Origin of the sequence: Cyanobium sp. Tous-M-B4, assembly GCF_024345395.1 — a bacterium.
Taxonomy (GTDB): Bacteria; Cyanobacteriota; Cyanobacteriia; order PCC-6307; family Cyanobiaceae; genus Cyanobium_A.
In genome coordinates this window covers 235866-262366 of sequence record NZ_JAGQBA010000001.1, presented here as the reverse complement: position 1 = coordinate 262366, position 26501 = coordinate 235866, and the positions used below count along the sequence as shown (strand labels likewise).

Sequence of the window (26501 nt, the reverse complement as noted above, 5' to 3'; positions counted from 1 at the left end):
AAGCCATGGTTTACGACTGGTTTAATCGCACCGGCCCATCTCCAGCTGACCCATCAGCAACCCCGGCGCCAGCTTCTGAACAGGTTTCGGGTCAGGCTCCAGACCAGGCTCCAGAACAGCCGCTTGAGAGTTCGTCCGATCCCAACGCTGAGGCGCTGGAATGGGCCCGCCAGGCCTATGCCCGCCTCAAAGCCCAGCAGGAGGAGCAAAAGCGGCTGCAGCTTGAGGCCGAATCTGCCGCTGAGTCCCCTCTCCCGGATTCTGTACAGCCTGTACAGGTCAATTCACAGCAACCCGAACAGGTACTTGAGCAGGATCTTGAGCAGGTTGCCCAAGCGGCCACTCCAGTGGCAGCGCCCCTTTCCCTGCTGGAGCAGGCAGCGGCCCAGCGGGCTGAACGCCAACAGGCGATCACCGCGTCAGAGGCTCCTGCCCTTGAAGCCCCTGCAGCGCCAGAGCTAGCTGAGCCCAGCCTGGGCGCTTTCGACACCACCTTCACCTGGTCGGCTGAGGTGCTCGCGGCCCAGGGCAAGCGGGTTGATCAGGTGTCGCTTGAGGAGATCGACTGGCTGGCTCGTTTGCGCCAGGGCCTCGAGAAAACCCGCCAGGGCTTGGTCACCCAACTGCTCGACAACCTCGGTGATGACCCGCTCACGCCAGAGGTGGTTGATGGTCTGGAAACCACCCTGCTGCGGGCAGACGTTGGGGTGGAGGCCACCGACCGGGCCCTTGGCGCCCTTCGCCAGCGGCTCAATCAGGAGGTGGTGGATCCCGCCGAAGGCCTGCGCTTCCTTAAGGAGCAGCTGCGCGCCATCCTCGACCAACCGATCGAGGCCAGTGGCCAGCCCCTGCTAGCCCCCCGCCGCGAGCAGCTCAACGTGTGGCTGTTGGTGGGGGTAAACGGCGTTGGTAAGACGACCACGCTCGGCAAGCTGGCCAACTTGGCGGTGCGCAGCGGCTATAGCTGCCTGATCGCTGCTGCTGACACCTTCCGGGCCGCGGCGGTGCAGCAGGTGCAGGTGTGGGGTGAGCGCAGCAAGGTGCCGGTGATCGCCAATCCCAGCGCCAATGCCGATCCAGCGGCCGTCGTTTACGACGCCATCGGTGCTGCCCAGGCCAAGGGCACTGAGCTGGTGTTGGTGGATACGGCTGGCCGGCTGCAGACCAAGCACAACTTGATGGAGGAGCTCAGCAAGGTGCGCAGGATTGTCGACAAGCTGGCGCCGGAGGCGGTGGTGGAGTCGCTGTTGGTGCTGGATGCCAGCCAGGGTCAAAACGGCCTGCGTCAGGCGATGGCTTTTGCCAAGGCCGCCGGCCTAACCGGCGTGGTGCTCACCAAGCTCGATGGCAGCGCCCGCGGTGGTGTGGCCCTGGCCGTCGCCTCTGAAGCCGGGCTGCCAATCCGTTTCATTGGCGCTGGTGAGGGTATTCGCGACCTGCGGCCCTTTAACAGCTTTGAGTTTGTTGAGGCCTTGCTGGCTCGCTGAGGTCCTGCTTGCCTTTGCCGGTAGGTCACTTGCCTGCGTCGCCGCTATCTTGCGAAACCGCCGCGGCCGCACCGTGCCCAATCGGTGAGCAACAAGCCGCCCCCCCATCCGGTTTCTCCCCAGGGTCCGGCCCTGTTGTCGGCTGCAGCCTCGCTGCGGCAGCTACTCGACAGCCTCAGCCGGGAGCAGCGGCGCAACCAGGAGCTGCTGGCTTCCCTGGCTTTTGCCCTGCGCAGTTTCACCAATCTGGGCCGCTTTCTGGAGCTGGTGCCGCTGGTGGCGGCCCGGCTGGTGGAAGCAGAGGGGGCTCTGCTGGTGGTGTTCCACGAGGATGGTCGCCTCTGGCGCGAGTATCTGCAGGCCACGCCGGCGGAGCCCTGCGCCGAGCTGGTGCGCCAGTTGGCGGCGTTGGCGGATGGGGAGTTGGCAGCTCTCAGCGGTGATGCGGCCGTGGCGGCCTTGCTTGATCAGCGGGTGGGCCGGCTGCTGGGTGGAGCCCAGGTGGTGGCCACATCGGTAGTTTCCCGCAGCCTGCAGCGAGGCCGCCTCTATATCTTCAGCAATCGGCAGGGCTTTGCCTGGAGCGAGGTGCATCGCCGCCACCTGCAGCTGGTGGCTGATCTCAGTGCCGTCGCTCTGGAAAACGAGGCCCTGCTTCAGACCATGCGGCGCCATGAGCGGCTCGATCGCCAGCTCAGCATCGGTGCTGAAATCCAGGCCCAGCTGCTGCCCGACCACTGCCCGGTGATCGATGGCGTTGAGCTGGCAGCCCGTTGCCGCCCTGCCTTTCAGGTGGGCGGTGACTATTACGACTTCATCCCCACCCGCCCCCAGCTGCTGGGCCGCCGCCGCGAACAGGCTCGCTGGGCGCTGGTGATGGGCGATGTGATGGGTAAAGGGGTGCCGGCAAGTCTGCTGATGACCATGCTGCGCGGCATGTTGCGGGCCGAGGTGCTGAGCGGCCACTCCCCCGAGCGCATCCTTCACGACCTCAACCAGCTGGCCCAGGAAGACCTGGCCCAGTCGCACCGTTTTGTGACCCTCTTTTATTCCGATTACGACCCCCGCACCCACCTGCTGCGCTACGCCAATGCGGCTCACAATCCGCCCTTGATCTGGCGGCGCCAGCGCAACCAGGTGGAGCGCCTTGACGCCCCAGGCCTGCTGATTGGTTTGCAGAGCGAAGCCGATTACGGCCTTGAGCAAATCGTGCTGGATCCAGGCGATGTGCTGCTCTATTACACCGACGGGGTGACCGAGGCCACCGGCTTCAGCGGCGAGCGCTTCGACGAGGAGCGGTTGGTGCGCCAGTTGCAGGCGGCCTGCCGCTCCGGCATCGGCGCTCAGGGGATTCTCGACCAGCTGTTTGCCCGCTTGGATCGCTTCGTGGGGGCAGACCGGCAGCTCGACGATGACGCTTCGATGGTGGTGCTCAAGGTGAAGGAGGAGCTGATGCTGCCCTCCCTGCCAAGCTGATTCCCTGCCTAGCGCCGCCCGCCGAGCCCCGAATGGCTGTTGATTCCACCGCGTCTACCTGGAGCCAGCGCTTCGAGCAGGGCCTGCATCCGGCGATCGAGCGCTTCAACGCTTCGATCGGTTTTGACATCACCCTGTTGCAGCAAGACCTGGACGGCTCCATCGCCCATGCCCGCATGTTGGGCAGTTGCGCTGTGATCAGCGAGAGCGAGGCGGTTCAGTTGATCGAGGGCCTGGAAAATGTCAGAGCCGAGGCAGCCAGGGGCGAGTTCAATCCCGGCCTGGAGGCTGAAGATGTGCACTTCGCCGTTGAGCGGCGTCTGATTGAGTTGCTCGGCCCCCTGGGCAAGAAACTGCACACTGGCCGCAGTCGCAACGACCAGGTGGGCACTGACCTGCGTCTGTGGCTACGCGGCCAAATTGATGCCATTGACGGGGGCTTGCTGCGCTTCGAGCGGGCCCTGCTGGCTCAGGCTGAGCTGCACAGCACGGTCTTAATCCCCGGCTACACCCACCTGCAGCGGGCCCAGCCGGTGTGTCTAGCCCACCACCTACTGGCTTATATCGAGATGGCCGAGCGGGACCGGGCCCGTTTGGCTGACGTGCGCGGTCGGGTGAACATCTGTCCCCTAGGGGCTGCGGCCCTAGCGGGCACGCCGGTGCCCATCGATCGGCGCCAGACCGCCGCCGAGCTGGGCTTTGACACCATCTACGCCAATAGTCTCGATGCGGTTAGTGACAGGGACTTTGCGGTCGAGTTCATGGCTGCCGCCAGCTTGGTGCTGGTGCACTTAAGCCGGCTCAGTGAGGAGGTGATTCTCTGGGCCAGCGAAGAGTTTGGCTTTATCGGCCTCACCGACCGCTGTGCGACTGGCAGCAGCCTGATGCCCCAGAAAAAGAACCCTGATGTGCCCGAGCTGGTGCGGGGTAAGAGCGGCCGGGTGTTTGGCCACCTGATGGGTTTGCTGACCATGATCAAGGGCCTGCCCCTCGCCTACAACAAGGATTTCCAGGAAGACAAGGAGGCCCTGTTTGATGGGGTGCGCACCTGCCTCGATTGCCTGGAGGCGATGGCGATCCTGTTTGAAGAGGGGCTCGAGTTTCGGCCCCAGCGCCTGGAGGCTGCAGTGGCGGCGGATTTCTCCAACGCCACCGATGTGGCCGACTACCTGGTGGCTAAAGGGGTGCCCTTCCGCGAGGCCTACCAGTTAGTGGGCGGCCTGGTGAAGGGCTGCCTGGCTGAGGGAATCCTGCTGCGCGACCTGCCCCTGGGGCGCTGGCAGCAGCTGCACCCTGCCTTTGAAGCCGACATTTATGAGGCCATCACTCCCCAGCAGGTGGTGGCGGCCAGGCGCAGCGAGGGCGGCACGGGCTTTGACCAGGTTCAGCGGCAGTTGCAGCGAATTCGGATGCGACTTGCCTGCTGAAAGCAGCCAGCTTTGGCTAGTCGTCTTAGGGTGGATCGGTTAGTGGCCCACTGGCCCACATGCATCGGTCCCGCGGCCGATCTTCAGTTCGTGAGTATTTTTGTCGGCAACCTTCCCTTCCGCGCTGAGCAGGAAGACGTGGCGGAATTGTTTGCACCCTTCGGTGAGGTGTCTAGCTGTTCCCTACCCCTTGAACGGGATACCGGGCGCAAGCGCGGTTTCGCCTTTGTTGAGATGGGCGATGAAGCAGCAGAGGCAAAGGCCGTTGAGGCATTGCAGGGTGCTGAGCTGATGGGTCGTCCCCTGCGCATCAACAAAGCCGAGCCCCGCACCGGCGGCGGCGGTGGCGGCGGAGCTGGTGGTGGTGGTCCGCGCCGGGGTGGTTATGGCGGGGGCGGTGGTGGTTACGGAGGTGGAGGAGGTGGTGGCTACTCAGGTGGCGGCGGAGGTGGCTACAACCGCGGCAGTGGTGGCGGAGCAGGAGGAGGTGGTGGCTACGCAGGTGGTGGCGGCGGTTATGCCGGTGGCGGCGATCGGGGATCCGGTGCTCGCGGCTGGGAAGATCGCAGCTATGGCGCCGGCAATCCTGCTGGTGGCGACAGCTTCGATGCTGGGCGCACCCGCCGCCGCCGCAGTGGCGGTGGCGATAGCAGTGGCGGCGACTTCTACGGTGGCGCCGAGGGCTAGTAGCCCCGCTCCGCCAGGGCCAGGGCCGCGGCTGCCAGCACGCCAGCATCCGCGTCCCTTGACCCTGCTTTTTCGGTGAGTTGCTGGCGCCAGCGTTTGGCGCCGCTTACCCCCTCCACCACATGCACTAGGTGGCGGGCGATAGGCCACAGCCGTCCGCCTCGACTGCGCCATTGCTCGGCGTAGGCAACCAAACCCCCCACCACGCTGGAGGCTGTGGCCAGCGGCTGGCTGTCGTCGGCGTAGATCTGCTGGTCCACCTGCCTCCATTGGAGGGGATGGGCATAAGCAGCCCGACCCACCATGGCCCCGTCCACCAATTCGAGCTGCTGCACGCAGGCGTCCAGGCTTTCCAGACCGCCGTTTAATTCGATGCTCAGATGCGGTCGATCGCGCTTGAGGGCATGCACCAGGTCGTAGCGCAGGGGCGGGATCGTGCGGTTCTGTTTGGGATCGAGCCCCTCCAGCCATGCTTTGCGCGCGTGTACTGCAAATCGCTGGGCCCCCGCTGCCGCCACCGCATCCACGAAGGCCAGCAACTCGGCGTAGGAGTCGCGCTCATCAATGCCGATGCGGTGTTTGACCGTTACTGGCAAAGGGCAGGCGGCGGCCATGGCGGCAACGCAGCGGGCCACCTGGTGGGGATCGGCCATCAGACAGGCCCCAAAGCGGCCTTTTTGCACCTTCTCGCTGGGGCAGCCCACATTCAGGTTGATTTCGTCGTAGCCCCATTCAGCCGCCAGGGCAGCGGCCTCAGCCAGCAAGCCAGGATCGTCGCCGCCCACTTGCAGGGCTAGGGGTTTTTCGATCGGATCGAAGCCCAGCAGGCGCTCCAACCGCCCCCCCGGTGCGCTGGCATCGGGTGCTTGCCTGGCGTGGTGTAGGGCCTGGGCTACCACCATTTCGGTGTAAAGCAGGCTGCGCCTGCTGATCTGCCGCATCAGCACCCGGAAGTGCCGATCGGTGTAGTCCATCATCGGGGCCACACTGAAGCGATAACTGGCTGGATCGATTTGGCCCATCTCCCCATGCTGCCAATTCATGCTGCCGTTGTCGTGGCCGGTGGCGGTGCCGCCGGCTTCATGGCCGCCATCTGTGCTGCTGAGGCCGGCCTCGGCGATATCGCCCTGCTGGAAGCCACCACCGAGCCGTTGCACAAGGTGTTGATCAGTGGCGGTGGGCGCTGCAATGTCACCCATGCCTGCTGGGATCCTCGGGCGTTGGTGGGGCACTATCCCCGGGGCGGCCAAGCCCTGCGGGGTCCCTTTTCGCGCTTTGCTCCTGGCGATGCCGTCGCCTGGTTTGCTGACCATGGCCTCGAGCTGGTGGAGGAGCCGGACGGACGCCTATTTCCCCGTTCAAACCGTTCCGAATCGGTGGCAGCCACCCTGCGCCGAGCAGCCCTCCAGGCCGGGGTGCAGCTGCACACGGGGGTGAGCTTGCAGCGGGCCGCGGCAGCTGCTGCCGGTGGTTTTGACCTGCTGGTACGGGGCGGTGGGGCGATCAGAGCTGATCGGTTGGTGCTTGCCACCGGCAGCCATCCCAGCGGCCGTCAGCTGGCGGCCGCTTTAGGCCACGGGCTGGTGGCGCCTGTGCCGTCCCTATTCACGTTGGCTTTGGCCGGCGATCCCCTGCTCGAGCTGGCCGGAGTGGTGATGGATCCGGTGGAGCTGGCTTTGCATCTGCCCCAGGAGCCCCAGGCCGCTCGGGCTGGCCAGCCTTTTCGCCAGCGGGGCCCGGTGCTGATCACCCATTGGGGTCTGTCCGGTCCAGCCACCCTGCGGCTCACGGCTTTTGCTGCCCGCGCCCTCAAGGCCAGCGGCTATCGGGGCGAGCTGCGCCTTGATTGGAGTGGCGGCCTGTCCCAGCAGGATCTTGAGGGCTTGTTTGCCGAGGCCAAGCGAGACCAGGCCAAGCGGCAACTAGCCAACTGGCGCCCCTGGCCCGCCCTTAGCCGGCGCCTGTGGCTGGCCCTGTTGCAGCGCCATGGCTTAGATCCTCAGCAGCGCTGGGCTGACCTTGCTAAGCGGCACCAGCAGCTGTTGGTATCGGCGTTGCGTGATACCCGGCTGGCCATTACCGGGCGGGGCCCCTTCGGCGAAGAATTCGTGACGGCAGGGGGCATTCCTCTTGGTGAGGTGAACCTGGCGACGATGGAGAGCCGCCAGCAGCCTGGTCTTTATTTGGTGGGCGAACTCTTGGATGTGGACGGGGTGACGGGGGGGTTCAACTTCCAGCACTGCTGGAGCAGCGGCTGGCTGGCTGGCCAGGCACTAGCAGCGGATTGAAAAAGATCTAACAGAAAAGAATTTATTTGATTTCGTCGAATATGGAAAACATTGGCAAGTACATAGCGACCAAAATTGAAGCAACAATCCCACCCACTAAAACTATCATGGCGGGTTCAAGCATGGAGGTGAGAGCTTTGACGGTTGTCTCAACCTCGTCTTCATAAAAATCAGCAACTTTCGAAAGCATGGCATCCATCTCCCCCGTCTCTTCCCCAATGGAAAGCATGCTAATTGCCAAATCTGGAAACACTTTAAGTGTGCCCAGTGCGACGCTGAGGGGAATGCCTTGGAGTACTTCCTGCCGACCGATGTTGATTGCATCTGAAACAATTACATTTCCCGCAGTTTCACGAACAATATCCAAAGACGACAGGATTGGAACTCCTGCCTTGGACAGGGAGCTAAAAGTTCTACAAAACTGTGCGGTAGCTGTTTTTTGAATCAAATCTCCGAACAGGGGAATCTTGAGAATTAGAGCATCGACCCTGCGTCGACCGATTGGGGTTGCATAGAATCGGCCAAAAAGAAAAACAGCTATTATAATTGCTACAATCAAATAGAGGGAAAATGGTGATCTCAGCAATTTGCTTAGGTCGACAAGCATTTGGGTGAACCAAGGAAGTTTCGCTCCGAGATCCTCGAAAATTCCAGCGAAAGTAGGAATGATGAAGATCGTCATGCCTAGGAAGACTGCAACTGCGATGAAAAGTACCGCTACTGGATAGGCCAAGGCACCCTTAATTTGGTTCTGGAGTTTGGCGTTATCCTCAAGTAGTTTCGCGAGTCTCTTGAGGGTGTCATCCAGTACACCGCCAGCCTCTCCGGCTTCCACCATCGCTACGCTGAGCTTGTCGAAGACCTTGGGCCAGCGACGCAACGCTTCGCCAAAAGAGATGCCTTGATTAACTTCCAAGCTTATTGATTGAAGGGCGCGCTTGAACAGCGGCATCTTTTGCTGGGAGGCCATTAGATCGATGCTGCGCACGATCGGCACACCAGCATTGATCAAGGCAGACATTTTGCTGGCAAAGACAGCCTTGTCCTTGATTCCGGGTTTGGCTTCCAGAAGCTCACTCAACTTGGAAAACTTAAGTTGTTTATTGAGTTGGCTTGCTGCACTCGATCCCGTTGCCGTGGCTTTTGGCTTGGCCTTGATTTCAATGGCTCTGATGCCTCGCAGCCTCAAGCTGCGCTTGGCCTGGGCTGGATCGGGCGCCTCAATATCCACAAGCACTGACTTGCCTTGAGGATTGACGTAAGTGGCAACGAAGGCAGGCATGGCTTAGGAGTTCTTAGTAGTTCATCAGCCCAGTTGGTTGACTAAGCGTTTCAGCTCTTCAGGCTTTGAGGTTTTTACTAGGGCTTCATCCATCGTGACTTGGTTGCTGAGCACCAGATCCCCTAGGGCTTTTTCCAGCGTTTGCATTGATAGTTGACCGCCTGTCTGAATTGCAGAGTAAAGCTGAGCGGTTTTACCTTCCCTGATCAGGTTTGCGGTGGCTGGTGTATTGATCATGATCTCCTGGGCCATGACGCGTCCAAATTGGCCGGGGCTTGGATTGTGCCGTTTGCACAGGGTCTGGGCAAAAACGGCCACAAGGCTGCTGCTTAGCTGGACCCGAATCTGGGTTTGCTGGGTGGGAGGAAAAACATCCACCATGCGGTCCACGGTCTGGGCGGCCGAACTGGTGTGCAGCGTGCCGAATACCAGGTGACCGGTCTCAGCTGCCGTAATTGCTAATTGGATGGTGTCCAGATCTCGGAGCTCACCCACCAGGATTACATCGGGATCTTCCCGAAGGGCTGCCTTTAGGGCATTGGCAAAACTGCGGGTGTCATCGTTGAGCTGGCGTTGATGGATGACACTTTTTACCGGTTTATATGTGAATTCAATTGGATCTTCAATGGTCAATATATGTTCTGCTCGGGTTTGATTTATGTGTTCGAGTATGGCCGCCAAGGTTGTGGTTTTGCCTGAGCCGGTGGGGCCTGTTACCAGAACCAGCCCTTTGGGCATATGGCTTATTTCCTCCACAATCGGTGGTAGTCCCAGGCTTTCTAGCGTGGGCACGCTGTTGCCAAGGGCTCGCAGGCAGGCCGCGTAGGTACCCCTTTGGCGATAAACATTAACCCTGAAGCGGGCGATCCCTTTAAGGCCATAGGCGCAATCTAATTCCCAGGTTTGCTCTAGCTGCTTGCGCTGGGCATTATTTAGCATCGAGAAGATTAGTTTATTGCAGCTTTCTTCGTCCAAGGAATCATCATGTATTGGCCTGAGTTGACCGTTGAACCTTCCATAGGGAGGTAGGCCTGCACTGATATGGAGATCACTGCCGCCATCCTTCACAAGCTGGGTCATCAAGTCTTCAATCATCACGGCCATGGGGCGCTCAGCGGCTGGTTAGACAGTAGGGACATTCGAGCCAATCGTCATGGAGCCCGGCGCCGCAGCTGCTGCAGGTGAGGGTGCTCAGTGACTTGGAGCGGCGTTCTGATTCCAGCCCCGAATCAGTGAGCAGCATCCGTTCGACCTCGGCCAGGGTTGTGTGACCTTCGCGCACTAGCTGCAGCCCGTAGCCCAAAAGGGTTTTCATGCCGTTTTCAAGCGCCATTCGTCGCAGTACATCGGTGGTTTCCCTCTTGGCGACAGCTGCTGCCAAGGTGTCCGTCATGCGCAGGATTTCGTAAACTCCAACCCTTCCTTTGTAGCCCGCACCGTTGCAAGCAGGGCAGCAGCCTTCCTGGTTGCGGTTCTGGGTGTTGGCCCTGAAGAAGGTCACCTCGGTTTCGTGGCTACTCAAAAGACCAAAACGCGCCAGTTCTTCCGGGTTGGGGGTGTAGCTGATTCGGCAGGCCGAGCACACCCGTCGCAGCAGCCGCTGGGACACGATGCCCAGCAGGGATGCGCTCACCATGAAGGGCTCCACACCCATTTCATCGAGGCGGGCGATGGCGCTGGCTGCGTCGTTGCAGTGCAGGGTGGTCATCACTAGGTGGCCGGTAAGTGCGGCCTCGATCGCCGTTTTGGCGGTCTCCAGGTCGCGGGTTTCTCCCACCAGCAAAACGTCGGGATCCTGGCGCATGAAGGCACGTAGCGCCGTACTGAAATCGAGCCCCTTCTCTCGGTTTACTTGGGTTTGGGTGATGCCATGCAGGGTGTATTCGATTGGGTCTTCAACCGTCGAAATGTTGATGCCTGGATCGTTGCGCTCAGCCAGTAGGGCGTAGAGGGTGGTCGATTTGCCCGAGCCGGTCGGGCCCGTTACCAGAATCATTCCGTAGGGCTTAGATCCAAGCTCCCGCAGGGTTCTGCGGGCATCCGCATCGGTGATCAGGGTTTCCAGGCCGAGCTGGGTGGCGCCGCTGTCGAGTAGGCGCAAGCATATTTTTTCACCGTTACGGCTGGGTAAAGTGCTAACCCGGAAATCCATTTTGCGGCCGCGGAACATGCGCCTGATGCGGCCGTCTTGAGGCAATCGCCGTTCGGCGATGTCCAGCTCCGCCATGATTTTGATGCGTGATGTCACGGCCGGCGTCAGGCTCTTTGGCAGATCCTCAAAGTGCTTCTGCAGTACACCGTCGAGGCGAAAGCGGATTTCCAGGGTGTTTTCCTGGGGTTCCACGTGAATATCACTGGCTCCAGAGGTAAGAGCCTCGATCAGGATCCGGTCCACCAAGCTGACGATTGGTGACGCATTGGCACTGCTGCTGGCAGCTGCCGCATTGATCTCCAGATCTTCGACATCGGCGACCTCTTGCCGCTGTCCTTCGGAGGTGCCCGGGATGCCTAGGTCTTTGGTTAAGGAGCGGGGGGCGTTAAAGCTTGCAGGTGGTCGTGGTTGGGCTGGTCTGGAGGCTGCGGGAGAAGGAGTTGGTGCTTTTGGCGTGAGCGCAGTTGTGAGATTTGTCGCTAAGGCCAACTTCAGCTCCGCGTTGAAGCCGGCACGTTGCAATTCCTCACTTAAATTCTGGCGTTGCTGGGGCCCCCAGTTGCTCGGTACGGCAACTACCAATCTTCCATTGGCTTCTTGAAGGGGCAAGGCGCCCAGTTCGCGCCAGCGCGCCTCTGGCAGCCCTTTGCCCGTAAAAAGTAAGTCTTGACCAAGGGCCTGCAACTCGATTGCTTGCAGCACCGGCTCACCAATCAGTAGCTCAACCTCTAGACGCTGCTGCTCTTCGCTGCTGGCTTCAGGGACGGGGCGGGAAGGGGTGAGGGTCATGGAGCCAGAAGGTGCGGGCTTCCGCCGCTTGTGGGAGGTAGGCCTTGAGCTTCAACATGTCTAGAACCAAAGTCCGACCTTGTCAGCCATGAGCGGTGACACCTCGATGAGCGGTGACAGCAACCTGGGAGCTGGGGCGCCCCAGGCAGCTGATCCCAGCGAGATTCCGGCTACTCCGGAGATTGAGGCAGGCCAGGAGGCAGGCTCTGACCAGATTTCTGATCAGGGTTCCGATCTGGCTGGCCAGCTGGCTGCACTCAAGGCAGAGCATGAGGGCCTCAACGGCCAATACATGCGCCTGGCTGCCGACTTCGACAACTTCCGCAAGCGCCAAAGCCGCGACAGCGAAGACCTACGCCTCCAGATCACCTGCTCCACTTTGGGTGAAATTTTGCCGGTGGTCGACAACTTCGACCGGGCAAGGCAGCAGTTGAATCCCCAGCACGAGGAAGCTCAGGCGTTGCATCGCAGCTATCAGGGCCTCTACAAGCAGCTGGTGGATGTGTTCAAGCAGCTGGGGGTTTCACCAATGCGTGTAGAGGGTGAACCCTTCGATCCCAGCTTGCATGAGGCGGTTTTGCGTGAACCCAGCGAGACCCATGCCGAAGATGTAGTGATCGAGGAGTTGCAGCGCGGCTACCACTTAAATGGTCGGGTGCTGCGCCACGCCCTGGTCAAAGTGTCGATGGGGCCTGGTTCCGGCGCCGTCACTGCAGGCTCCCAAGCTGCTGGCTGCCAAGCAGCTGAGAATGGCCAGGCTGAGGAGCAGGACGGCTGATGGCCGACTACTACGACCTGCTCGGCACCGCCCGCGACGCCGATCCAGACACTTTGAAGCGGGCCTACCGGCGGATGGCCCGGCAGTACCACCCGGATGTCAACAAAGATCCTGGGGCTGAAGACAAATTCAAGGAGATCGGCCGGGCCTACGAGGTGCTCAGCGATCCCCAGACTCGCGCCCGTTACGACCAGTTTGGTGAGGCGGGTCTAGGTGGCGGCGGCGCGCCTGATATGGGCGACATGGGCGGCTTTGCCGACCTGTTTGAGACCTTCTTCAGTGGCTTTGGGGGGGCGGGTGCTGGAGCAGGTCCGCGGCGGCGTGGTCCCCGTCAAGGCGATGACCTGCGCCTCGACCTCACCATCAACTTCCAAGAGGCGGTATTTGGTATCGAGAAGGAGGTGCAGATTCGGCATCTCGAAACCTGCAGCACCTGCCAGGGCTCCGGTGCCAAGTCGGGCAGTGGACCCACAAGCTGCGGCACCTGTGGCGGCGCCGGCCAGGTGCGTCGGGCCACTCGCACCCCATTCGGCAGTTTTACCCAGGTGGCGGCTTGTCCCACCTGTGAGGGCAGCGGCCAGGTGATTGCCGACCCCTGCGGCGCCTGCGGTGGCCAGGGTCTGCAGCAGGTGCGTAAAAAGCTGCGCATCAACATCCCAGCTGGGGTTGATTCCGGCACCCGGCTGCGGGTGGCAAATGAGGGCAATGCGGGCCAGCGGGGTGGACCCGCCGGCGATCTCTATGTGTTCCTAAGCGTTCAATCGGCTGCCGGCTTGCGCCGCGATGGCATCCACATCCACTCGGAGGTGACGCTCAATTACCTCCAGGCCATTTTGGGCGACACCATCGAGGTAGACACGGTGGACGGCCAGGAGTCGTTAGAGATTCCAGCTGGCACCCAGCCCGGAGCGGTTCTCACCCTGCAGAGCAAGGGGGTGCCCAAGTTGGGCAATCCGGTGGCCCGAGGCAACCACCTAGTCAGCATCAAGGTGCAGCTGCCCACCAAGCTCAATGCTGAGGAGCGGGAGTTGCTGGAGCAGCTGGCCGGCCACCACACCAGCAAGGGCCACAAGCATCCCCATAAGAGCGGTTTGTTTGGGGGCCTCTTCGGTTGAGCGCCGGTTGGGCAGACGGCAACCCAGATGCCCAGCTTGATCTGCGTGGCATTGCTTGTCCGCTCAACTTCATTCGCACCAAGCTGGCCCTGGAGCGTTTGCTTCCTGGCCAGATCCTGCAGGTGGACCTAGATCGGGGAGAGCCCCAGCAGCAGGTGACCCAGGGGCTGGAGAGCTCAGGTCATGGAGTTACCTGCTGCGATCACCCGGAGCAACAAGGGGCCGTGCGGCTGCAGGTTCGTTGTCATGGGGGTTGAGCCTGGGCGATTGCGCCTAATGGGGCAGGTGGTGGCTCTGCTGGCCAATTACTGCTGGGTGGAACTGGATCAGGTAGGGCCCACCGGCCTGAGTCGACTTTTGTGCACCCGGCGCACCCGCCTTGGCAAAAGCGGCCAAACCATCGCCGTGGGCGATCGCGTCTGGGTGGATGGCATCGACTGGCCTGCTGGCCGGGCGGCTGTGGCGGCCCTGGAGCCGCGTCAGAGCCTGCTTGAGCGGCCCGCCGTGGCCAACGTGGCCCTCGTGGTCGTGGTGGTGGCGCTGGCGGAGCCAGAGCTGGACCTGCTCCAGCTCACACGCTTTTTGTTGACGGCTGAGGCGACGGGCCGGCCGGTGCAGTTGCTGTTCTCCAAGGCGGATCTGGTTTCGCCTGACGAGGTGGCCAGTTGGTGCCAGCGAGCTGCTGCCTGGGGTTACGACGCCCTGGCGGTATCTACCAGTAGTGGCGAGGGCATGGAGCCTTTGCTGCAGCGGCTGGCCCAGCCAGGTATCGCGGTGCTTTGTGGACCTTCTGGGGTGGGGAAGAGCAGCGTGCTCAACGGTCTTTGCCCCGAGCTGGGCCTGCGGGTGGCGGCGGTGTCAGGGCGGCTGCAGCGGGGCCGCCACACCACCCGCCACGTGGAGCTTTTCCCCTTGGCACCCGGAGCCCTGCTGGCCGACACGCCTGGATTCAATAGGCCGCGGCTGCCTTCCGACCCCTTTGCCTTAGGCCCCCTGTTCCCGGAGATTCGGCAACGCCTGGGCTTGGGCTGCTGCCGCTTCAGCAATTGCTTGCACCAGGGCGACCCCGGCTGCGCCGTTGGCTCCGATTGGGAGCGGTACCCCCTTTATGCCCAGTGCCTGAGCGACCTGCTGCTGGATGGCGAGCGAACGGGCTGGGTTGCGGACTCCCCAGACGGGTCGGGGCTGCGGCGCCGCGGTCAGGGTCTAGAGCCCCGCCTGGCGCCCGGATTGCGGCAGCTCTCCCGGCGTCGCCAGCGTCAGCAGCTGCTGGATGGGGAAGAGGACGGCCAGGCTGGCACTGGAAAAACGACGGATTTCAGCCGCCTAGACCTGGCAGATTGAGATTCAGGCCACCGGTGAGCTCTTCCATGCGGCCTTTCATCGTGCCGGTGGACAGCTCGTAGGCGGCTTGCAATGCATCCAGCACGGCGGCCTCGCTGGCGGCAGCCCCTTCGGCGATCAGTTCGGGGGCCAGTTGTACTCGCAGCGGTTGCTGGTTGCCCGTGAGCCAGATGCTGGCCCGGCCGTCGGCGCTGCGGCCCTCCAGTTCCATTGCATCAAGTTCTTCCTGGAGCTTCTGGGCGTTTTGCTGCAGCTCCTGGGCCTTCTTGAAGGCCTCGGTGAGCTGACCGAAGTTGGGGAGTCCGAAGCCAGCCATGCCCTAGAAGTTGCTCGGCTCAGGCTAAGGGGCAGCTAGTGCTCCGGGCCGAAACCCAGCCGCTTTACCTCAGGGTGGAGGGTCAGGCCGTGGCTGGCCAGCACCCGGCGTTGCACTTCTGCGATTAAGGCATCGATGTCACTGGCGCTGGCCTGGCCAATGTTGACGATGAAATTGGCGTGGATTGGCGAAACTTGGGCATCACCGATCTGCAGTCCTTTTAGGCCCAGCGCTTCGATCAGCTGCCCCGCTTTCTGTGGTTCTGGGTTGCGAAAAACACTGCCGCAGCTGGGCTGTTGATAGGGCTGGGTGCTGGTGCGGCTGTGCAGATTGGCACTGGTGCGCGAGGTGATGGCTGCGGGGTCGTGGCCGGCCTCCAGCTGGAAGGTGGCTGCCAGCACGATCCAGGTCTCCGCCTGGAGGCGGCTGTGGCGATAGGCGAAGTCCAGTTCCCGGGCTTCCAGCTCGAAGGACGTTGCGGGATTGGCAGGGTCCAGCACCCGCACCGAGTGCAAACATTCGGCCGTGCAGCCGCCTTGAGCGCCCGCATTCATCACCACCGCGCCCCCCACGGTGCCTGGGATGCCCACGGCCCACTCCAGGCCGCTCAGGCCAAGCCGGGCTGCTTTGCGGGCCAGGGTGGGGATCGGTTCTCCGGCTTCCGCTTCCACCAGGCCGCTGGCGGCGTCGAGCCGGCTCCCCTGTAGCCGCCTGTTGCAGATGGTGAGGCCGGGCAGGCCGCTATCGGCGATCAGCAGGTTGGAGCCTGCGCCGATGCAGCGCAAGGACAGGCCCTGGGCCCGGGCCCAGGCCGCCAGAGAAATCAGCTCATCGCGGTCTCCAGGCTCGGCAAACCACTCCGCTGGTCCTCCCACCTTCCAGGTGGTGAAGGGCTGAAGCCCAACCCCTTGGCGTAGGCCAGGGTGGCAGCTAGGGGCCGCAATCATCAGGCTCAGGCCGCCAGGGGGGCTGCAGAGGCAGCGATGGCGCTGTCAACTGCTTGCTGGTGCTGTTCGAGGCGTTCCCAGAGGCTGTTGACGTCCCCTGCACCCATGGCGATCACCAGATCACCCTCTTGACTCTTGGCGGCCACCTGGGCGGCGAGCTCGTCGAGAGTGTTTGCCACCGCTACCGGCAGGTTGGGTGCCAGCTGCCGCACCGCCTCGGCCATGGCGGCGCTGGAGATGCCTGGAATCGGCGCTTCACCAGCGGCGTAGAGGGGCGCGATCAGCACGGAATCGGCTTCCGACAGGGCCGCTGCAAAGCCGTCCAGAAACTGGGCTGTGCGGCTGTAGCGATGGGGCTGAAACACTGCAACTAAACGCCGTGGCGCCACGGGCAGGGCGCTGCGGCCGCTGTCCACCATCAGCCTGGCCATGGCCAGGGTTGCGGCCACCTCGCTGGGGTGGTGGGCGTAGTCGTCGACCACCAGCCGGCCCTGCCACAAACCGCGGAAATCAAAGCGCCGTCCTGGGGCCTGGAGGGCGGCTACCGCTTCGCTCAGCTCGGCAAATGAAACCCCCTCCAGCCGGCAGGCGGCCATGGCCGCAACCGCGTTGCTGAGGTTGTGACGACCGGGCAAGGGCAGTTCAAAGCGGCCCACCAGTTCACCGTATTCAAAGAAGTCGGCAACGGTGCCGTCACCCCTTTGCTCTTGGGCAATCGCTGCAAAGGAGACGCCTGCGGCGCTTTCGATCGACCACCAATGGCTGGCTTTGAACCGCTCGCGCAGCACCGGGTCGTCGTGGTTTGCCAGGAGCCTTGATGTGTTGCCGGCGAATCTTTGCAGGGTGGTGATCAGGGCTTCGAGGTCGGGGTAGTGGTCCGTGTGGTCGAGTTCGACGTTGGTGAGCACGCCGAGGGATGAGCGGAATTTCACCAAGGAGCCGTCCGATTCATCCGCCTCCGCCACCAGCAGCCTGCCCTCGCCATGGCGACCGTTGCTGCCAAAGGCGGGCACGATCCCGCCTATCACCGCGGTGGGGTCGTGTTGGGTGGCCGCTAGCAGGGTGGCGATCAGGGTGCTGGTAGTGGTTTTGCCATGGCTTCCGGCTACGGCGATGGAGTCCTGGCTATTGATCAGGGCGGCCAGCACGTCGGAGCGGTGGCAGATCGCCAGGCCCATGCGACGGGCCTCCAGGAGCTCCGGGTTGGTCTCTGGTACGGCGGAGCTAATCACCACTTGAGGTGAGACCGAGGTTCCACTGCGAATAGCAGCAACCGTGGCGGCATTCTGCTCCAAAAACACCCGCACCCCCAGACGCCGCAAGCGGTCGATCACGGCGTTTTCCCTGGGGTCGGAGCCACTTACCGCGTAGCCCCTTTCCGCCAGGATCCCCGCTAGGGCAGACATGCCGATGCCGCCAACCCCAATGAAGTGGAGCGGTTGGTGACGATCGAGCAGGGGCGCCAAACGCAACTCCAAATCAGGGTTCAGGTGATCACAAAATTAAGCTGACAACAGCCCGAAAACCTTTACGAGATGCTGCGCGTTTGCGCATGGTCCTCGGCGTGCGCCCTTCCTGCAAGAGGGGAGACCGGATCAATTTCTGTATGATCTGCAGCCAAAACCACCTTCGCTAGCGGCTTTTGCCGTGATCGGCCATGACTCTGCGCGTTGCGATTAATGGATTTGGCCGGATCGGTCGCAACTTCACCCGCTGCTGGCTGAGCCGTGGGGCCAACACCGGCATCGAACTGGTGGGCATCAATGGCTCCGGTGACACCAACACCATGGCCCACCTGCTCAAGTACGACTCCATGCTCGGCCCCCTGCGGGGCGTGGAAGTCACCACCACCGAGGACACGATCGTCCTCAACGGCAAGACGATCAAAACCTTCTACGACCGCAATCCCGCCAACCTTCCCTGGAAGGAATGGGGCGTTGATCTGGTGATTGAGTCCACCGGCGTGTTTAACGACGATGTTGGCGCCAGTAAGCACTTCGAGGCTGGTGCCAAAAAGGTAATTCTCACGGCACCTGGCAAGGGCGCAAAAGTTGGCACGTTTGTGGTGGGCGTTAACGCCGATCAATACCGCCACGAAGATTGGGACATTCTCAGCAACGCCAGCTGCACCACCAACTGCATGGCTCCTGTGGTGAAGGTGCTGGATCAAGCATTCGGCATCGTCAAGGGCACGATGACGACCACCCACAGCTACACCGGTGACCAGCGCATCTTGGATGCGGCCCACCGCGACCTGCGTCGTGCCCGGGCCGCTGCGGTCAATATTGTGCCTACAAGTACCGGCGCGGCCCAGGCTGTGGCGCTGGTCTATCCGCCGATGAAGGGCAAGCTCAGCGGTATCGCTATGCGAGTGCCAACCCCGAACGTCTCGGTGGTTGACATGGTGCTTGATATCAGCCGCGACACCACCAAGGAGGAGGTGAATGCCCTATTGAAGGCTTCATCGGAAAATGCCATGAAGGGCATCATTAAGTATTGCGATCTACCTTTGGTTTCCAGCGATCATGCCGGTACTGACGAATCAACGATCATTGATTCTGAGCTCACTCTTGTAATGGGCGGCAACATGTTGAAGGTTATCGCCTGGTATGACAATGAGTGGGGTTATAGCCAGCGGGTTGTTGATCTGGCTGAAATTGTTGCCAAGCAATGGAAGTGAGCTGAGCCAAACGTCCAACTCTTAAGCCGCCCTCAAGGGCGGCTTTTTTAATGCTGAGATTGCAAGTTCAGCTGTGGGGCTGGAGATTTTCGGATCCTGATAGCACTCGTGCTTTGACGATGCCGTCGTCAGCGGTGAGTTCTTCAAGAACATCAAAGCCATCCACTACATAACCAAAAGCGGCATAGCGGCCGTCGATCAGGTTTAGGCCGGCAGGGGTCAGTTCAGGTTCGAACAGGAAGAGGAAGAACTGGGAGGAGCCGTCGTCTAGCACTTCATCGGAGTGGGCCCAGCCCAGGGTGCCCTTGGTGGAGAAGGGCAGTTCTGGTGCGGCCTTGAACATGCCGAGGTCTTCGAAGGTTTGGTTGTAGAAGGGCTCGCTCTGGCCTGGCACCTTGATCTCTAGCGGCACCTTGCGCTCCGTTTTGGTTTTCGGGTCGATGTAGCCATCATTTGGGCCCTCCGGATCGCCGGTTTGCAGCACGTAAAAATCTTCGGCGCGAATGAAGGGCAGTCCGTCGTAGAAGCCGCGTTGCACCAGATCAACAAAGGCGCCGGCGGTGAGGGGCGCGTTGTAACCGTCTACAACTGCGGTTAGGTCGCCTTTAGTGGTGGTGAGCTGCACGGTTGCCCGGCCCAATAGCCTGGGCAAATCGGCAAATTCAGCCGGAATTTGATAAGGGAACGGCCCCACCAGCAGGTCTTCGGCTTTGCCGATGCTGTTGAGGGCCTCACGGCGGGCTGCCAGGAAGGGGTCGCGCTCCTGGCTTTCGGTGGCGGCGGCGAGCACTTGCAGTTGCTCTCCGACCTGCTCCAGCAGAGCTGTGGCCTCGGTTTTCGCTGTGGCATCGAAGCCTTCGAGCATGGCTGCCTTGCGGCTGCCCAGTAGGGAAATGCAGCGCCGCACGGAGCTGGCTAGGGCTGGCCAGCGCTTAGCGCGCAGGTCGTCGCTGGTGGCCTCGAGGCGATGCTGAAGCTCCTGCAGGTCGGGGGCCTTGATTGGCAAGGCATTGCGCAGCAGCGCTGCCGGGTCGGTTACGGCGTTGCCCTGGGGCAGGGCAGCCCAGGCGGTGGGGGCAGCGAGCAGCACAACCAGCATCAAGCTGGCCACACCAGCAAACCAGCGCGCCCACGTTGAGCCATTCGCCCAGCTGGATTGGCCCCGTGCCATGGCAACACCCTGTCGTTGAGCGGACTTTGGCACAACTTCAGGGCCTCCGGAATGGTCCCGTAGAGGCCCGTTCCGGTAGCCAGCCTTACAATCCCCCAGATCTGAACCGCCGGAATGATCTCCAGCAACGACTTTCGAACCGGTACCTCAATTGAGCTGGATGGCCAGGTCTGGAGGGTCGTTGAGTTTTTGCACGTCAAGCCCGGCAAGGGATCGGCGTTCGTGCGCACCAAGCTCAAGGCGGTGCAGAGCGGCAACGTCGTGGAGAAGACCTTTCGCGCCGGCGAGATGCTGCCCCAAGCCATTCTCGAAAAGAGCACCCTCCAGCACACCTACATGGAGGGTGACGACTACGTGTTCATGGACATGGGCAGCTACGAGGAAACCCGGCTGACGGCCAAACAGATTGGTGACAGCCGCAAGTACCTCAAAGAGGGCATGGAGGTGAACGTGGTGGCCTGGAACGGCAAACCCTTGGAGGTGGAACTACCCAACTCGGTAGTGCTGGCGATCACCCAGACCGATCCGGGCGTTAAGGGCGATACGGCCACCGGCGGCACCAAGCCTGCGATCGTTGAAACGGGAGCCCAGGTGATGGTGCCCCTGTTCCTGTCGATCGGCGAGAAAATCAAGATCGATACTCGTACCGACAGCTATCTGGGCAGGGAGAACTGATCGCCATGCAGCTCAACCACGACCAGCTTCAGCACCTTCTCGCCTTGCTTGGCGAGAGCGACATCCAGGAGTTGAAGCTCGAAGGAGACGACTTCCGCTTGGAGGTGCGTCGCAACCTTCCCAGTGCAGCTCCCACGACTGTTTTTCAGGCCAGTGCCGCACCGGCCCAAGTGCTGCAGGCAGCGGCCCCCCTGCCCGTTGCACCCTCGGCTCCACCGCCACCGGCTGCTGCCAGCCGCGGCGACCTGCTTGAGGTCACAGCACCGATGGTGGCCACCTTCTATCGGGCTGCGGCCCCTGGCGAAGCGCCATTTGTGGAAGTTGGTGCCCGCATCAAAGTCGGCCAGACCGTCTGCATTCTTGAGGCAATGAAGCTGATGAATGAGCTGGAGTCTGAGGTGGGCGGTGAGGTGGTTGAAATCCTGGTGGAAAACGGTACCCCCGTGGAATTCGGTCAGGTGTTGATGCGGGTGCGGCCGGCCTGATCGGTTGCGCTGGAATCCTCAGCCCAGATCCCTTGCCGTAACCAGGGCAGCCGCCATGCTGTCGGCCCTGGCTAGGCCTTGGCCAGCGATCGCGAAGCCTGTGCCGTGATCTGGTGATGTGCGCAAAAACGGCAACCCCAAGGTGGTGTTGACGGCGGCATCAAAGGCCAGCAATTTCACCGGGATCAGTCCCTGGTCGTGATACAGCGCCAGGTAGCCATCAGGGCCTGGTCTGGGGCCCTGCCAGGCGGCGGCTGCGCTAAGCCAGCAGGTGTCTGGTGGTAACGGCCCCTCGAGCTGCACCTCTGGATGCTGGCGGCGCCAGGCTTCCAGTGCTGCCTCCAACCAGGCGCTCTCCTCCTGCCCCAGGCGCCCCGCCTCGCCGGCATGGGGATTGAGTCCTGCCACCACTAGGTGGGGGGCTGGGTTAAAGCGCTGGCAGAAGGCCAGGAGCTTATCCAGCTTGCGTTGCACCAAGGCTCCATTGAGATGTTGGGGTACGGCGGCTAGCGGAATGTGGGTGGTTGCCAGCAGGGTGTTGAGGCGCCAGTGGCCCGCGGGTGCTAGCGCGGTAAACAGCATCGAGGCTTCGGGGCTGCCGCTGAGTTCCGCCAGCCGCTCGGTTTGGCCCGGGTAGGGGTGGCCGGCATCGTGCCAGCTGGCCTTGGCGATTGGCGCTGTCACCAAGGCCCGGCAGCGGTCGCTTTGCACCAGCTCGACGGCGGTGGTGAGCCAGTTGAAGCTCGCTGCTCCGCAGGCCGGGGTGCTGCGTCCTTGCTGGCAGCTCTCCATTAGGGGTAGATCGACAATTTCCAGCTCTGCCGGATCCCGCAGCGGTTCCCTGCTGCTGGGCTTGAGCAGCTGATAGCTGGTTTCCAGCCAGCGGCGGCAACCCACCAGTAGGGGCTGCTGGGAGCGCCATTCCTCTCTGGCCAGGGCCTTGAGAGTTACCTCAGCGCCGATGCCGGCAGGATCCCCTAAGGCAATGGCAAGCCGGGCTGGGGTGGGGTTGGATGGGGCCTGGCCGCTTGTGGTGGAGCCCATGCTGCGCTGGTTGTTGTTGGGGGGTCTGTTGCTGGGTCTGGGCACGGGGCTCAGCAAGGGCTGGATCGAGCTGCGTTGGGGGCGGTTGCTGGCTGATTTGGGCCTGCCCTACGTGGTTGATCCCGGGGATCTGCGGGACTGCCCGCCACCTAGCTCCTCCACTAAGCAGGCCCGGTAGCCCTCCCGGTAGTTGGGATAGCGCAGCTCGTAGCCCAGCTGATGGGTCAGCAGCTGGTTGCTGACTCGCCGGTTTTCGCTCCAGAAGCTGCGGGCCATGGGGCTCATGCTGCCGGCGATCTCGGTGTAGTGCTCCATTGCTGGCAGTTTGTGCCCCAGTAGGTGGGCCGCATAGCCCAGGGTCTCGCTGGAGGGGCAGGGGCAGTTGTCGGTCACATTGACCACGGTCGGGCGCTCCCCCTGCGGCCGGGCCAGGCAGTGCAGCAGGCAGCCGACGATGTCGTCGACATGTACCCGGCAAAACACCTGACCGGGCTTGTGAATGAGACGGCTCTGCCCCGCTTGCAGGGCCGCAAATGGCGAGCGGTTGGGTCCGTAGATGGCTGGCAGCCGGAATATTTGCACGGGTAGCCCTGTAGCCAGCCACGCCTGCTCCGCCGCCAGCCGGGCCTGACTACGGCCGGCTCTGGCTGGGGTTGGGGCGGTTTCGTCAACCCAGGCCCCAGCGGTGTCGCCATAGACGCCGGTGGTGGAGAGATAGCCCAGCCATTGCAGGGGCAGCTCTTGCAGGCTTGGTCCTAGTAAGCGCAGCACCGGATCGCCCTGGTCTGGATCCGGGGGCACGCAAACCACCACATCCGTGATGCCGGCCAGGGCGCCAGGGGCTGGCAGGGAGACGCCGTCTGAAGAGCTGTTGAAGGGGAGCCACTCCAGGCCGCCGCTGCTGGAACGTGGTTGGCGGCTGGTGAGGCGAACCGCCATGCCGCTGCGCTGGGCGGCCTGGGCAAGCCGCAGGCCCGTGAATCCGCCGCCGATAACCAGCAGTTGGCGGGCGGGCTTGACAAGTGCCCGGATCATGAGTACACCTGTATTATTCCTGAAATGATCGCCATGACGGTCTCGGTTTTCACGGTCCCAGCTTTTACGGTCTCAGCTTTTCCTGTTACAGGTTCTCGTTCCGCAAGCTCCATTGCGCCAGGCTTGCGTGCTGCTCTTGACTTCCCGGCACCAATCTCTAAGACGCCGGTCTCCCCAAGGCAACGGTCCCGCTCCAGTCGTCGTGAGATCGCCGTGCCGGCGGTGTTGGCGGGGGTGCTGCTGCTGCTGGCTTTGGTGGTTGCCCCTGAGGGACCTCAGGTTCAGGAGGCCATCTGCCAGCGCCACAACGGCGCCGAGGCCTGCCGGGTCTGGTGAGGTTCCACCAGTTCTTCCAATTGGCCGGGATGTACCCACTGCAGCAGCCGCATCGCTAGGCGCAGGTCTCCATCGGTCCAGGCACGAATCGCCATGGAGCGGCGGGGGTCGTAAAAGGGCTGCCGCCGATACCAGGCAAAGGCATCCGCATCTCCCTTATCGCCATTACAGGCCAGACAGGCTGGCACGCAGTTCTCGGTGACACTGAGCCCGCCCCGACTCTGGGGGTGCACGTGGTCGATTGATTCCGAGCGCTCACCGCAGTAAATGCAGTGTTGGTCGGTGATGCGATGTAGGGATTGGCGCCAGCGTCTGACGCGCAATTTGGGACAGAGATCCTCTAGGAACACCCCATCCCTGGTCTGCATCAGCGCGACTCGGTTGACCAAAGTTTGCCCCCACCACCTGGGGTGTCAATGTGTCGACGATTGCACTTCCGCGGATGCGCTGTCTGCTGCGGCTGGGGGCGACGGGTTTGATTGAGGTAGTTAGCCCCTACGACGCGGTTACCCAGGCCCAGTTGCGGGCGATCCGCCCCCGGGGGAGTTGGTCGGGTCGGCAGCGTTGCTGGTCATTTCCCCTAGAAGCTGCCGCCGCCTTGCAGCACGCTCTGGCAGGCCGGTTTCCTGTGCAGCCCGAGCTGGCCCAGTGGCTCGCCTGGCTGGAGCAGCCCCTGCCCCCCCTGCCGCCCCATCGGCAGTTGGTGGCGTCGGCAGATTTGGAGCAGCCCCTGCTGGATGGCCGGCTCCTCTTTGCCCATCAGCGGGCCGCGGTGCGCTGGCTGCTGGCCCGTCGCGGCGCCGTGCTGGCGGATGCCATGGGCTTGGGTAAGACGCTCACGGCCCTGATGGCGGCCCGGGCCATGGTGCGCCAAGCCGATTGCCGCATCCTGGTGATTGCCCCGGTTGGTCTGCACGACCATTGGCAGGGTGAGGCGGCCAGCCTTGGCCTGCATCTGGAGCTGCACAGCTGGGCCCGGCTTCCCGACGCCTTGCCGCCCGCCGGCACCGTGCTGATCGCCGATGAGGCCCACTTCGCCCAAAACGGCCATACCCGCCGCAGCCAGGGGCTGCTGCGCCTGGCTCGCCACCCCAGGCTGCGAGCCATCTGGCTACTGACCGGCACGCCGATGAAAAATGGCCGCCCAGCCCAGTTATTTCCCCTGCTGGCGGCGATCGGCCACCCCCTGGCTCGCGATCAACGGGCCTTTGAAGAACTCTTCTGCCAGGGTCATTGGCGCGAGCAGGGCGGACGGCGCCTCTGGCAGGCGAATGGGGCCAGCCACTTGGAAGACCTGCAGCGGCTGGTGCGGCCCTTGGTGCTGCATCGGCGTAAGCAGGATTGCCTCGACCTGCCCCCCAAGCGGCGCCAGCTCTGGCCCGTGGAGCTTGATGAGCCTTCGGCCCGCGGCTTTCAGCACCGGCTGCAGGTCAAGGTTGACGACTATCGCCGTCGGGCTGCCCTCGGTGAGGTGCGCCGCGATGCCGAGGTGCTGGCCGTGCTCACGGCCCTGCGCCAGATCGGCTCCGATTACAAACTTCCAGCCACCCGGGCCCTGGTGGCACCGTTGCTGGCGAAGGGCGAGGCGGTGGTGGTGTTTACGGCCTTCGTGGCTACGGCTGAGCTGTTGCACCGCAGTTTTGAAGACAGTTGTGTCCTCACCGGCGCCCTGCCGCCGGCCCAGCGCCAGGCCCAGGTTGATGCTTTTCAGCGCGGTGACCATTCCCTGCTGATCGCTACCTATGGCACCGGGGGCCTGGGCTTCACCCTGCACCGGGCGCGGCATGTGGTGCTAATGGAGCGCCCTTGGACCCCAGGGGATGCGGAACAGGCAGAAGATCGCTGTCACCGCATTGGCATGGGGGCCTGCCTGACCAGCCATTGGCTGCAGCTGGGCGTTGCCGACCAGTTGGTGGACGGCTTACTGGCCAGTAAGGCCGAGCGCATCGCCGTGTTGTTGCAGCGCCGCTCCCAGCTGCTGGAGCGCCGCAGCTTGCCGGCCATGATGCGAGACCTGATGGGTCGCTGGTGAGGCTGCTCAAGGTTGGGGCCGGGCTTTGCCACTGCCCACGGCTTTGGTATCGCCTTCCCTGCAGAGCTGTTGACGCAGGTTCAGATCGGTGCGCAGTTGGGGATCCAGGCTGGCTGGCGGTTTAGAGCGGGCAAGGGCTGCAGCTCGGTTGATATCAGCGCAGGCTGCTGCCTCGTTGCCCGCCAGGCTGTGCAGCAAGTAGCGATCGTTGAGAGGGCCTGGGTTGGTTGGAAACGCCGCCACTACGGCATCGCAGCGGCGGATCTGCTCATTTAGTTGGTCGAGCTGCACGGTTTGCAGGCAGTCATCGCTGCGTACTTGGCGCTGGGGTAGGGGCTCTTCAGCGCAGCCACCGGCAAGCAGCAGCAGGCCGGCCAGGGCGGCCAAGCGGCCCCCCGCTCGGCAGCCGCTTCGGCATAAATTTTCGCGTGCCTTATTGACCCAGCCGCTCACTGCGGGAGGTGCCGCTAGGCGCTGGGCTGGTGCTGGCTTCTGGCTTGGCTTCGGGTTTTGCGAACAGGTCACCTAGGTAGCGGCCGCAGTCGGGAAACACGCTGGGGTTCTGCACCACAGCTTCCGTGATCATCACCGCGGCGTGTTCCGGGGAGGTCTTGAACAGTTTGTCGTTTTGGCGTTTGATCACCGCGTAGGCGGCATCCCAGCTCACCTGGTGGTTGTTGCCGCTGTTGCGCATAAAGCAGTAGATCTGAGCCCCCTTGCCCCCTGAGCCGGCGTTGGCGGCGGCGGTATTGGCCTCAGCTGTCTGGGCCTGGCCGGGTAGGGCGAGGCCGAATCCAGCAGCGCTGCAAACCAGGATCAATAGGGCACGGCGCAGCCCGGGAATCTGCTGCGAAGTAATTTTTAGTGCCATGGCCTGGGGCGTCAACGGGGGATACCGGGGCCCACCGTATCGATCTCTTTGGCCTAAGTCGAGTCTGGGGCAGGGAAGAGCTCT

27 protein-coding genes are annotated in these 26501 nt (G+C 62.7%); 14 read left to right on the top strand and 13 right to left on the bottom strand.

What is annotated here, in order from left to right; all coding sequences use genetic code 11:
- Nucleotides 1-5: 5 nt before the first annotated feature.
- The 4 genes from ftsY (at nt 6) to KBY73_RS01330 (ending at nt 5077) form a co-directional block, all read left to right on the top strand.
- Entirely contained in the window at nt 6-1487 is a 1482-nt protein-coding gene (ftsY, locus tag KBY73_RS01345) for a signal recognition particle-docking protein FtsY (RefSeq protein WP_254935311.1), read from the top strand.
- An 84-nt stretch (nt 1488-1571) separates the two neighbouring features.
- Nucleotides 1572-2963, top strand: coding sequence for a PP2C family protein-serine/threonine phosphatase (locus KBY73_RS01340; protein WP_254935310.1), 1392 nt, complete (start codon nt 1572-1574; stop codon nt 2961-2963).
- Nucleotides 2964-2995: 32 nt separating this feature from the next.
- Nucleotides 2996-4390, top strand: coding sequence for an argininosuccinate lyase (gene argH, locus KBY73_RS01335; RefSeq protein WP_254935309.1), 1395 nt, complete (start codon nt 2996-2998; stop codon nt 4388-4390).
- A 90-nt stretch (nt 4391-4480) separates the two neighbouring features.
- A complete protein-coding gene (locus KBY73_RS01330) occupies nt 4481-5077 on the top strand; it encodes an RNA-binding protein (RefSeq protein WP_254935308.1) in 597 nt (198 codons plus the stop codon).
- Here KBY73_RS01330 and dusA read toward each other — a convergent pair.
- Nucleotides 5074-6120 carry a tRNA dihydrouridine(20/20a) synthase DusA gene (dusA, locus tag KBY73_RS01325; RefSeq protein ID WP_254935307.1) on the bottom strand — a complete coding sequence of 349 codons (1047 nt, stop codon included), beginning with the start codon at nt 6118-6120 and terminating at the stop codon, nt 5074-5076. The two genes, KBY73_RS01330 and dusA, sit on opposite strands and share 4 nt — an antisense overlap.
- Here dusA and KBY73_RS01320 point away from each other — a divergent pair.
- Complete coding sequence (locus KBY73_RS01320; protein ID WP_254935306.1) at nt 6106-7365, top strand: NAD(P)/FAD-dependent oxidoreductase; 1260 nt, start codon at nt 6106-6108, stop codon at nt 7363-7365. The two genes, dusA and KBY73_RS01320, sit on opposite strands and share 15 nt — an antisense overlap.
- Nucleotides 7366-7387: 22 nt before the next feature.
- Here the strand turns inward: KBY73_RS01320 and KBY73_RS01315 are convergent, their stop codons facing one another.
- Genes KBY73_RS01315 through KBY73_RS01305 form a run of 3 tightly spaced genes read right to left on the bottom strand, consistent with a single transcriptional unit; the run spans nt 7388 to nt 11588 of the window.
- Nucleotides 7388-8647 (bottom strand): type II secretion system F family protein, encoded by a 1260-nt coding sequence (locus KBY73_RS01315; protein ID WP_254935305.1) that lies wholly within the window; start codon nt 8645-8647, stop codon nt 7388-7390.
- A gap of 24 nt (nt 8648-8671) precedes the next feature.
- Nucleotides 8672-9751, bottom strand: a complete 1080-nt coding sequence (locus KBY73_RS01310; RefSeq protein WP_254935304.1) for a type IV pilus twitching motility protein PilT — start codon at nt 9749-9751, stop codon at nt 8672-8674.
- Nucleotides 9752-9758: 7 nt separating this feature from the next.
- Nucleotides 9759-11588: a GspE/PulE family protein gene (locus tag KBY73_RS01305; protein WP_254935303.1), complete on the bottom strand. Its 1830-nt coding sequence runs from the start codon at nt 11586-11588 to the stop codon at nt 9759-9761.
- 88 nt (nt 11589-11676) lie between these two features.
- Between KBY73_RS01305 and grpE the strand changes: the two genes are divergently transcribed.
- The 4 genes from grpE to rsgA are packed head-to-tail and all read left to right on the top strand — an operon-like array spanning nt 11677 to nt 14825.
- Complete coding sequence (gene grpE / locus KBY73_RS01300) at nt 11677-12366, top strand: nucleotide exchange factor GrpE (RefSeq protein ID WP_254935302.1); 690 nt, start codon at nt 11677-11679, stop codon at nt 12364-12366.
- On the top strand, nt 12366-13481 hold the full coding sequence (dnaJ, locus tag KBY73_RS01295; RefSeq protein WP_254935301.1) for a molecular chaperone DnaJ: 1116 nt from the start codon (nt 12366-12368) through the stop codon (nt 13479-13481). The genes grpE and dnaJ overlap by 1 nt, the downstream gene beginning before the upstream one ends.
- Nucleotides 13478-13738: a sulfurtransferase TusA family protein gene (locus tag KBY73_RS01290; protein ID WP_254935300.1), complete on the top strand. Its 261-nt coding sequence runs from the start codon at nt 13478-13480 to the stop codon at nt 13736-13738. Before dnaJ ends, KBY73_RS01290 begins: the two co-directional genes overlap by 4 nt.
- On the top strand, nt 13728-14825 hold the full coding sequence (rsgA, locus tag KBY73_RS01285; protein ID WP_396096372.1) for a ribosome small subunit-dependent GTPase A: 1098 nt from the start codon (nt 13728-13730) through the stop codon (nt 14823-14825). Before KBY73_RS01290 ends, rsgA begins: the two co-directional genes overlap by 11 nt.
- Here rsgA and KBY73_RS01280 read toward each other — a convergent pair.
- From KBY73_RS01280 to murC, 3 genes are read right to left on the bottom strand one after another with little or no spacing between them, the layout of a single operon-like run.
- Nucleotides 14800-15141 carry a YbaB/EbfC family nucleoid-associated protein gene (locus KBY73_RS01280; protein WP_254935299.1) on the bottom strand — a complete coding sequence of 114 codons (342 nt, stop codon included), beginning with the start codon at nt 15139-15141 and terminating at the stop codon, nt 14800-14802. The genes rsgA and KBY73_RS01280 overlap by 26 nt on opposite strands.
- A gap of 35 nt (nt 15142-15176) precedes the next feature.
- Nucleotides 15177-16088, bottom strand: coding sequence for a UDP-N-acetylmuramate dehydrogenase (gene murB / locus KBY73_RS01275; RefSeq protein WP_254935298.1), 912 nt, complete (start codon nt 16086-16088; stop codon nt 15177-15179).
- Between the two features lie 5 nt (nt 16089-16093).
- On the bottom strand, nt 16094-17554 hold the full coding sequence (gene murC, locus KBY73_RS01270; RefSeq protein WP_254935604.1) for a UDP-N-acetylmuramate--L-alanine ligase: 1461 nt from the start codon (nt 17552-17554) through the stop codon (nt 16094-16096).
- Nucleotides 17555-17745: 191 nt separating this feature from the next.
- Between murC and gap the strand changes: the two genes are divergently transcribed.
- Nucleotides 17746-18768 (top strand): type I glyceraldehyde-3-phosphate dehydrogenase, encoded by a 1023-nt coding sequence (gap, locus tag KBY73_RS01265; protein WP_254935297.1) that lies wholly within the window; start codon nt 17746-17748, stop codon nt 18766-18768.
- Nucleotides 18769-18835: 67 nt separating this feature from the next.
- On the opposite strand, the gene KBY73_RS01260 is transcribed toward gap, so the two are convergent.
- Nucleotides 18836-19939, bottom strand: coding sequence for a peptidylprolyl isomerase (locus tag KBY73_RS01260; protein ID WP_254935296.1), 1104 nt, complete (start codon nt 19937-19939; stop codon nt 18836-18838).
- Nucleotides 19940-20053: 114 nt separating this feature from the next.
- On the opposite strand from KBY73_RS01260, the gene efp reads away from it, so the two are divergent.
- Nucleotides 20054-20614, top strand: coding sequence for an elongation factor P (gene efp / locus KBY73_RS01255; RefSeq protein ID WP_106632504.1), 561 nt, complete (start codon nt 20054-20056; stop codon nt 20612-20614).
- A 5-nt stretch (nt 20615-20619) separates the two neighbouring features.
- The gene (gene accB, locus KBY73_RS01250; protein ID WP_254935295.1) at nt 20620-21099 is read left to right on the top strand and encodes an acetyl-CoA carboxylase biotin carboxyl carrier protein; all 480 of its coding nucleotides are present in this window, start codon (nt 20620-20622) and stop codon (nt 21097-21099) included.
- 18 nt (nt 21100-21117) lie between these two features.
- Here the strand turns inward: accB and pdxA are convergent, their stop codons facing one another.
- Nucleotides 21118-22143: a 4-hydroxythreonine-4-phosphate dehydrogenase PdxA gene (pdxA, locus tag KBY73_RS01245; protein ID WP_254935603.1), complete on the bottom strand. Its 1026-nt coding sequence runs from the start codon at nt 22141-22143 to the stop codon at nt 21118-21120.
- Nucleotides 22144-22251: 108 nt separating this feature from the next.
- Complete coding sequence (locus KBY73_RS01240; RefSeq protein ID WP_254935294.1) at nt 22252-23178, bottom strand: SDR family oxidoreductase; 927 nt, start codon at nt 23176-23178, stop codon at nt 22252-22254.
- Between the two features lie 123 nt (nt 23179-23301).
- Here KBY73_RS01240 and KBY73_RS01235 point away from each other — a divergent pair, with 123 nt between their 5' ends.
- Entirely contained in the window at nt 23302-23514 is a 213-nt protein-coding gene (locus KBY73_RS01235; protein ID WP_254935293.1) for a hypothetical protein, read from the top strand.
- Here KBY73_RS01235 and KBY73_RS01230 read toward each other — a convergent pair.
- The gene (locus tag KBY73_RS01230; RefSeq protein WP_254935292.1) at nt 23460-23882 is read right to left on the bottom strand and encodes an HNH endonuclease; all 423 of its coding nucleotides are present in this window, start codon (nt 23880-23882) and stop codon (nt 23460-23462) included. The genes KBY73_RS01235 and KBY73_RS01230 overlap by 55 nt on opposite strands.
- 74 nt (nt 23883-23956) lie before the next feature.
- Here KBY73_RS01230 and KBY73_RS01225 point away from each other — a divergent pair, with 74 nt between their 5' ends.
- Entirely contained in the window at nt 23957-25546 is a 1590-nt protein-coding gene (locus tag KBY73_RS01225; protein WP_254935291.1) for a DEAD/DEAH box helicase, read from the top strand.
- A gap of 6 nt (nt 25547-25552) precedes the next feature.
- Here the strand turns inward: KBY73_RS01225 and KBY73_RS01220 are convergent, their stop codons facing one another.
- Together KBY73_RS01220 and KBY73_RS01215 are read right to left on the bottom strand one after the other, a co-directional pair.
- Nucleotides 25553-25933, bottom strand: coding sequence for a hypothetical protein (locus KBY73_RS01220; protein ID WP_254935290.1), 381 nt, complete (start codon nt 25931-25933; stop codon nt 25553-25555).
- A 46-nt stretch (nt 25934-25979) separates the two neighbouring features.
- A complete protein-coding gene (locus KBY73_RS01215) occupies nt 25980-26417 on the bottom strand; it encodes a DUF6554 family protein (RefSeq protein ID WP_254935289.1) in 438 nt (145 codons plus the stop codon).
- Between the last annotated feature and the right edge of the window lie 84 nt (nt 26418-26501).

Coding starts and splice junctions, on each gene's coding strand:
- ftsY (WP_254935311.1), top strand. CDS start 6: ATGGTTTACGACTGGTTTAATCGCACCGGCCCATCTCCAGCTGACCCA.
- KBY73_RS01280 (WP_254935299.1), bottom strand. CDS start 15,141: ATGGCTGGCTTCGGACTCCCCAACTTCGGTCAGCTCACCGAGGCCTTC.
- KBY73_RS01305 (WP_254935303.1), bottom strand. CDS start 11,588: ATGACCCTCACCCCTTCCCGCCCCGTCCCTGAAGCCAGCAGCGAAGAG.
- KBY73_RS01225 (WP_254935291.1), top strand. CDS start 23,957: ATGCGCTGTCTGCTGCGGCTGGGGGCGACGGGTTTGATTGAGGTAGTT.
- pdxA (WP_254935603.1), bottom strand. CDS start 22,143: ATGGGCTCCACCACAAGCGGCCAGGCCCCATCCAACCCCACCCCAGCC.
- grpE (WP_254935302.1), top strand. CDS start 11,677: ATGAGCGGTGACACCTCGATGAGCGGTGACAGCAACCTGGGAGCTGGG.
- KBY73_RS01315 (WP_254935305.1), bottom strand. CDS start 8,647: ATGCCTGCCTTCGTTGCCACTTACGTCAATCCTCAAGGCAAGTCAGTG.
- gap (WP_254935297.1), top strand. CDS start 17,746: ATGACTCTGCGCGTTGCGATTAATGGATTTGGCCGGATCGGTCGCAAC.
- murB (WP_254935298.1), bottom strand. CDS start 16,088: ATGATTGCGGCCCCTAGCTGCCACCCTGGCCTACGCCAAGGGGTTGGG.
- efp (WP_106632504.1), top strand. CDS start 20,054: ATGATCTCCAGCAACGACTTTCGAACCGGTACCTCAATTGAGCTGGAT.
- rsgA (WP_396096372.1), top strand. CDS start 13,728: ATGGGGGTTGAGCCTGGGCGATTGCGCCTAATGGGGCAGGTGGTGGCT.
- KBY73_RS01260 (WP_254935296.1), bottom strand. CDS start 19,939: ATGGCACGGGGCCAATCCAGCTGGGCGAATGGCTCAACGTGGGCGCGC.
- KBY73_RS01215 (WP_254935289.1), bottom strand. CDS start 26,417: ATGGCACTAAAAATTACTTCGCAGCAGATTCCCGGGCTGCGCCGTGCC.
- accB (WP_254935295.1), top strand. CDS start 20,620: ATGCAGCTCAACCACGACCAGCTTCAGCACCTTCTCGCCTTGCTTGGC.
- KBY73_RS01240 (WP_254935294.1), bottom strand. CDS start 23,178: ATGATCCGGGCACTTGTCAAGCCCGCCCGCCAACTGCTGGTTATCGGC.
- KBY73_RS01230 (WP_254935292.1), bottom strand. CDS start 23,882: ATGCAGACCAGGGATGGGGTGTTCCTAGAGGATCTCTGTCCCAAATTG.
- KBY73_RS01320 (WP_254935306.1), top strand. CDS start 6,106: ATGCTGCCAATTCATGCTGCCGTTGTCGTGGCCGGTGGCGGTGCCGCC.
- argH (WP_254935309.1), top strand. CDS start 2,996: ATGGCTGTTGATTCCACCGCGTCTACCTGGAGCCAGCGCTTCGAGCAG.
- KBY73_RS01310 (WP_254935304.1), bottom strand. CDS start 9,751: ATGGCCGTGATGATTGAAGACTTGATGACCCAGCTTGTGAAGGATGGC.
- dnaJ (WP_254935301.1), top strand. CDS start 12,366: ATGGCCGACTACTACGACCTGCTCGGCACCGCCCGCGACGCCGATCCA.
- dusA (WP_254935307.1), bottom strand. CDS start 6,120: ATGAATTGGCAGCATGGGGAGATGGGCCAAATCGATCCAGCCAGTTAT.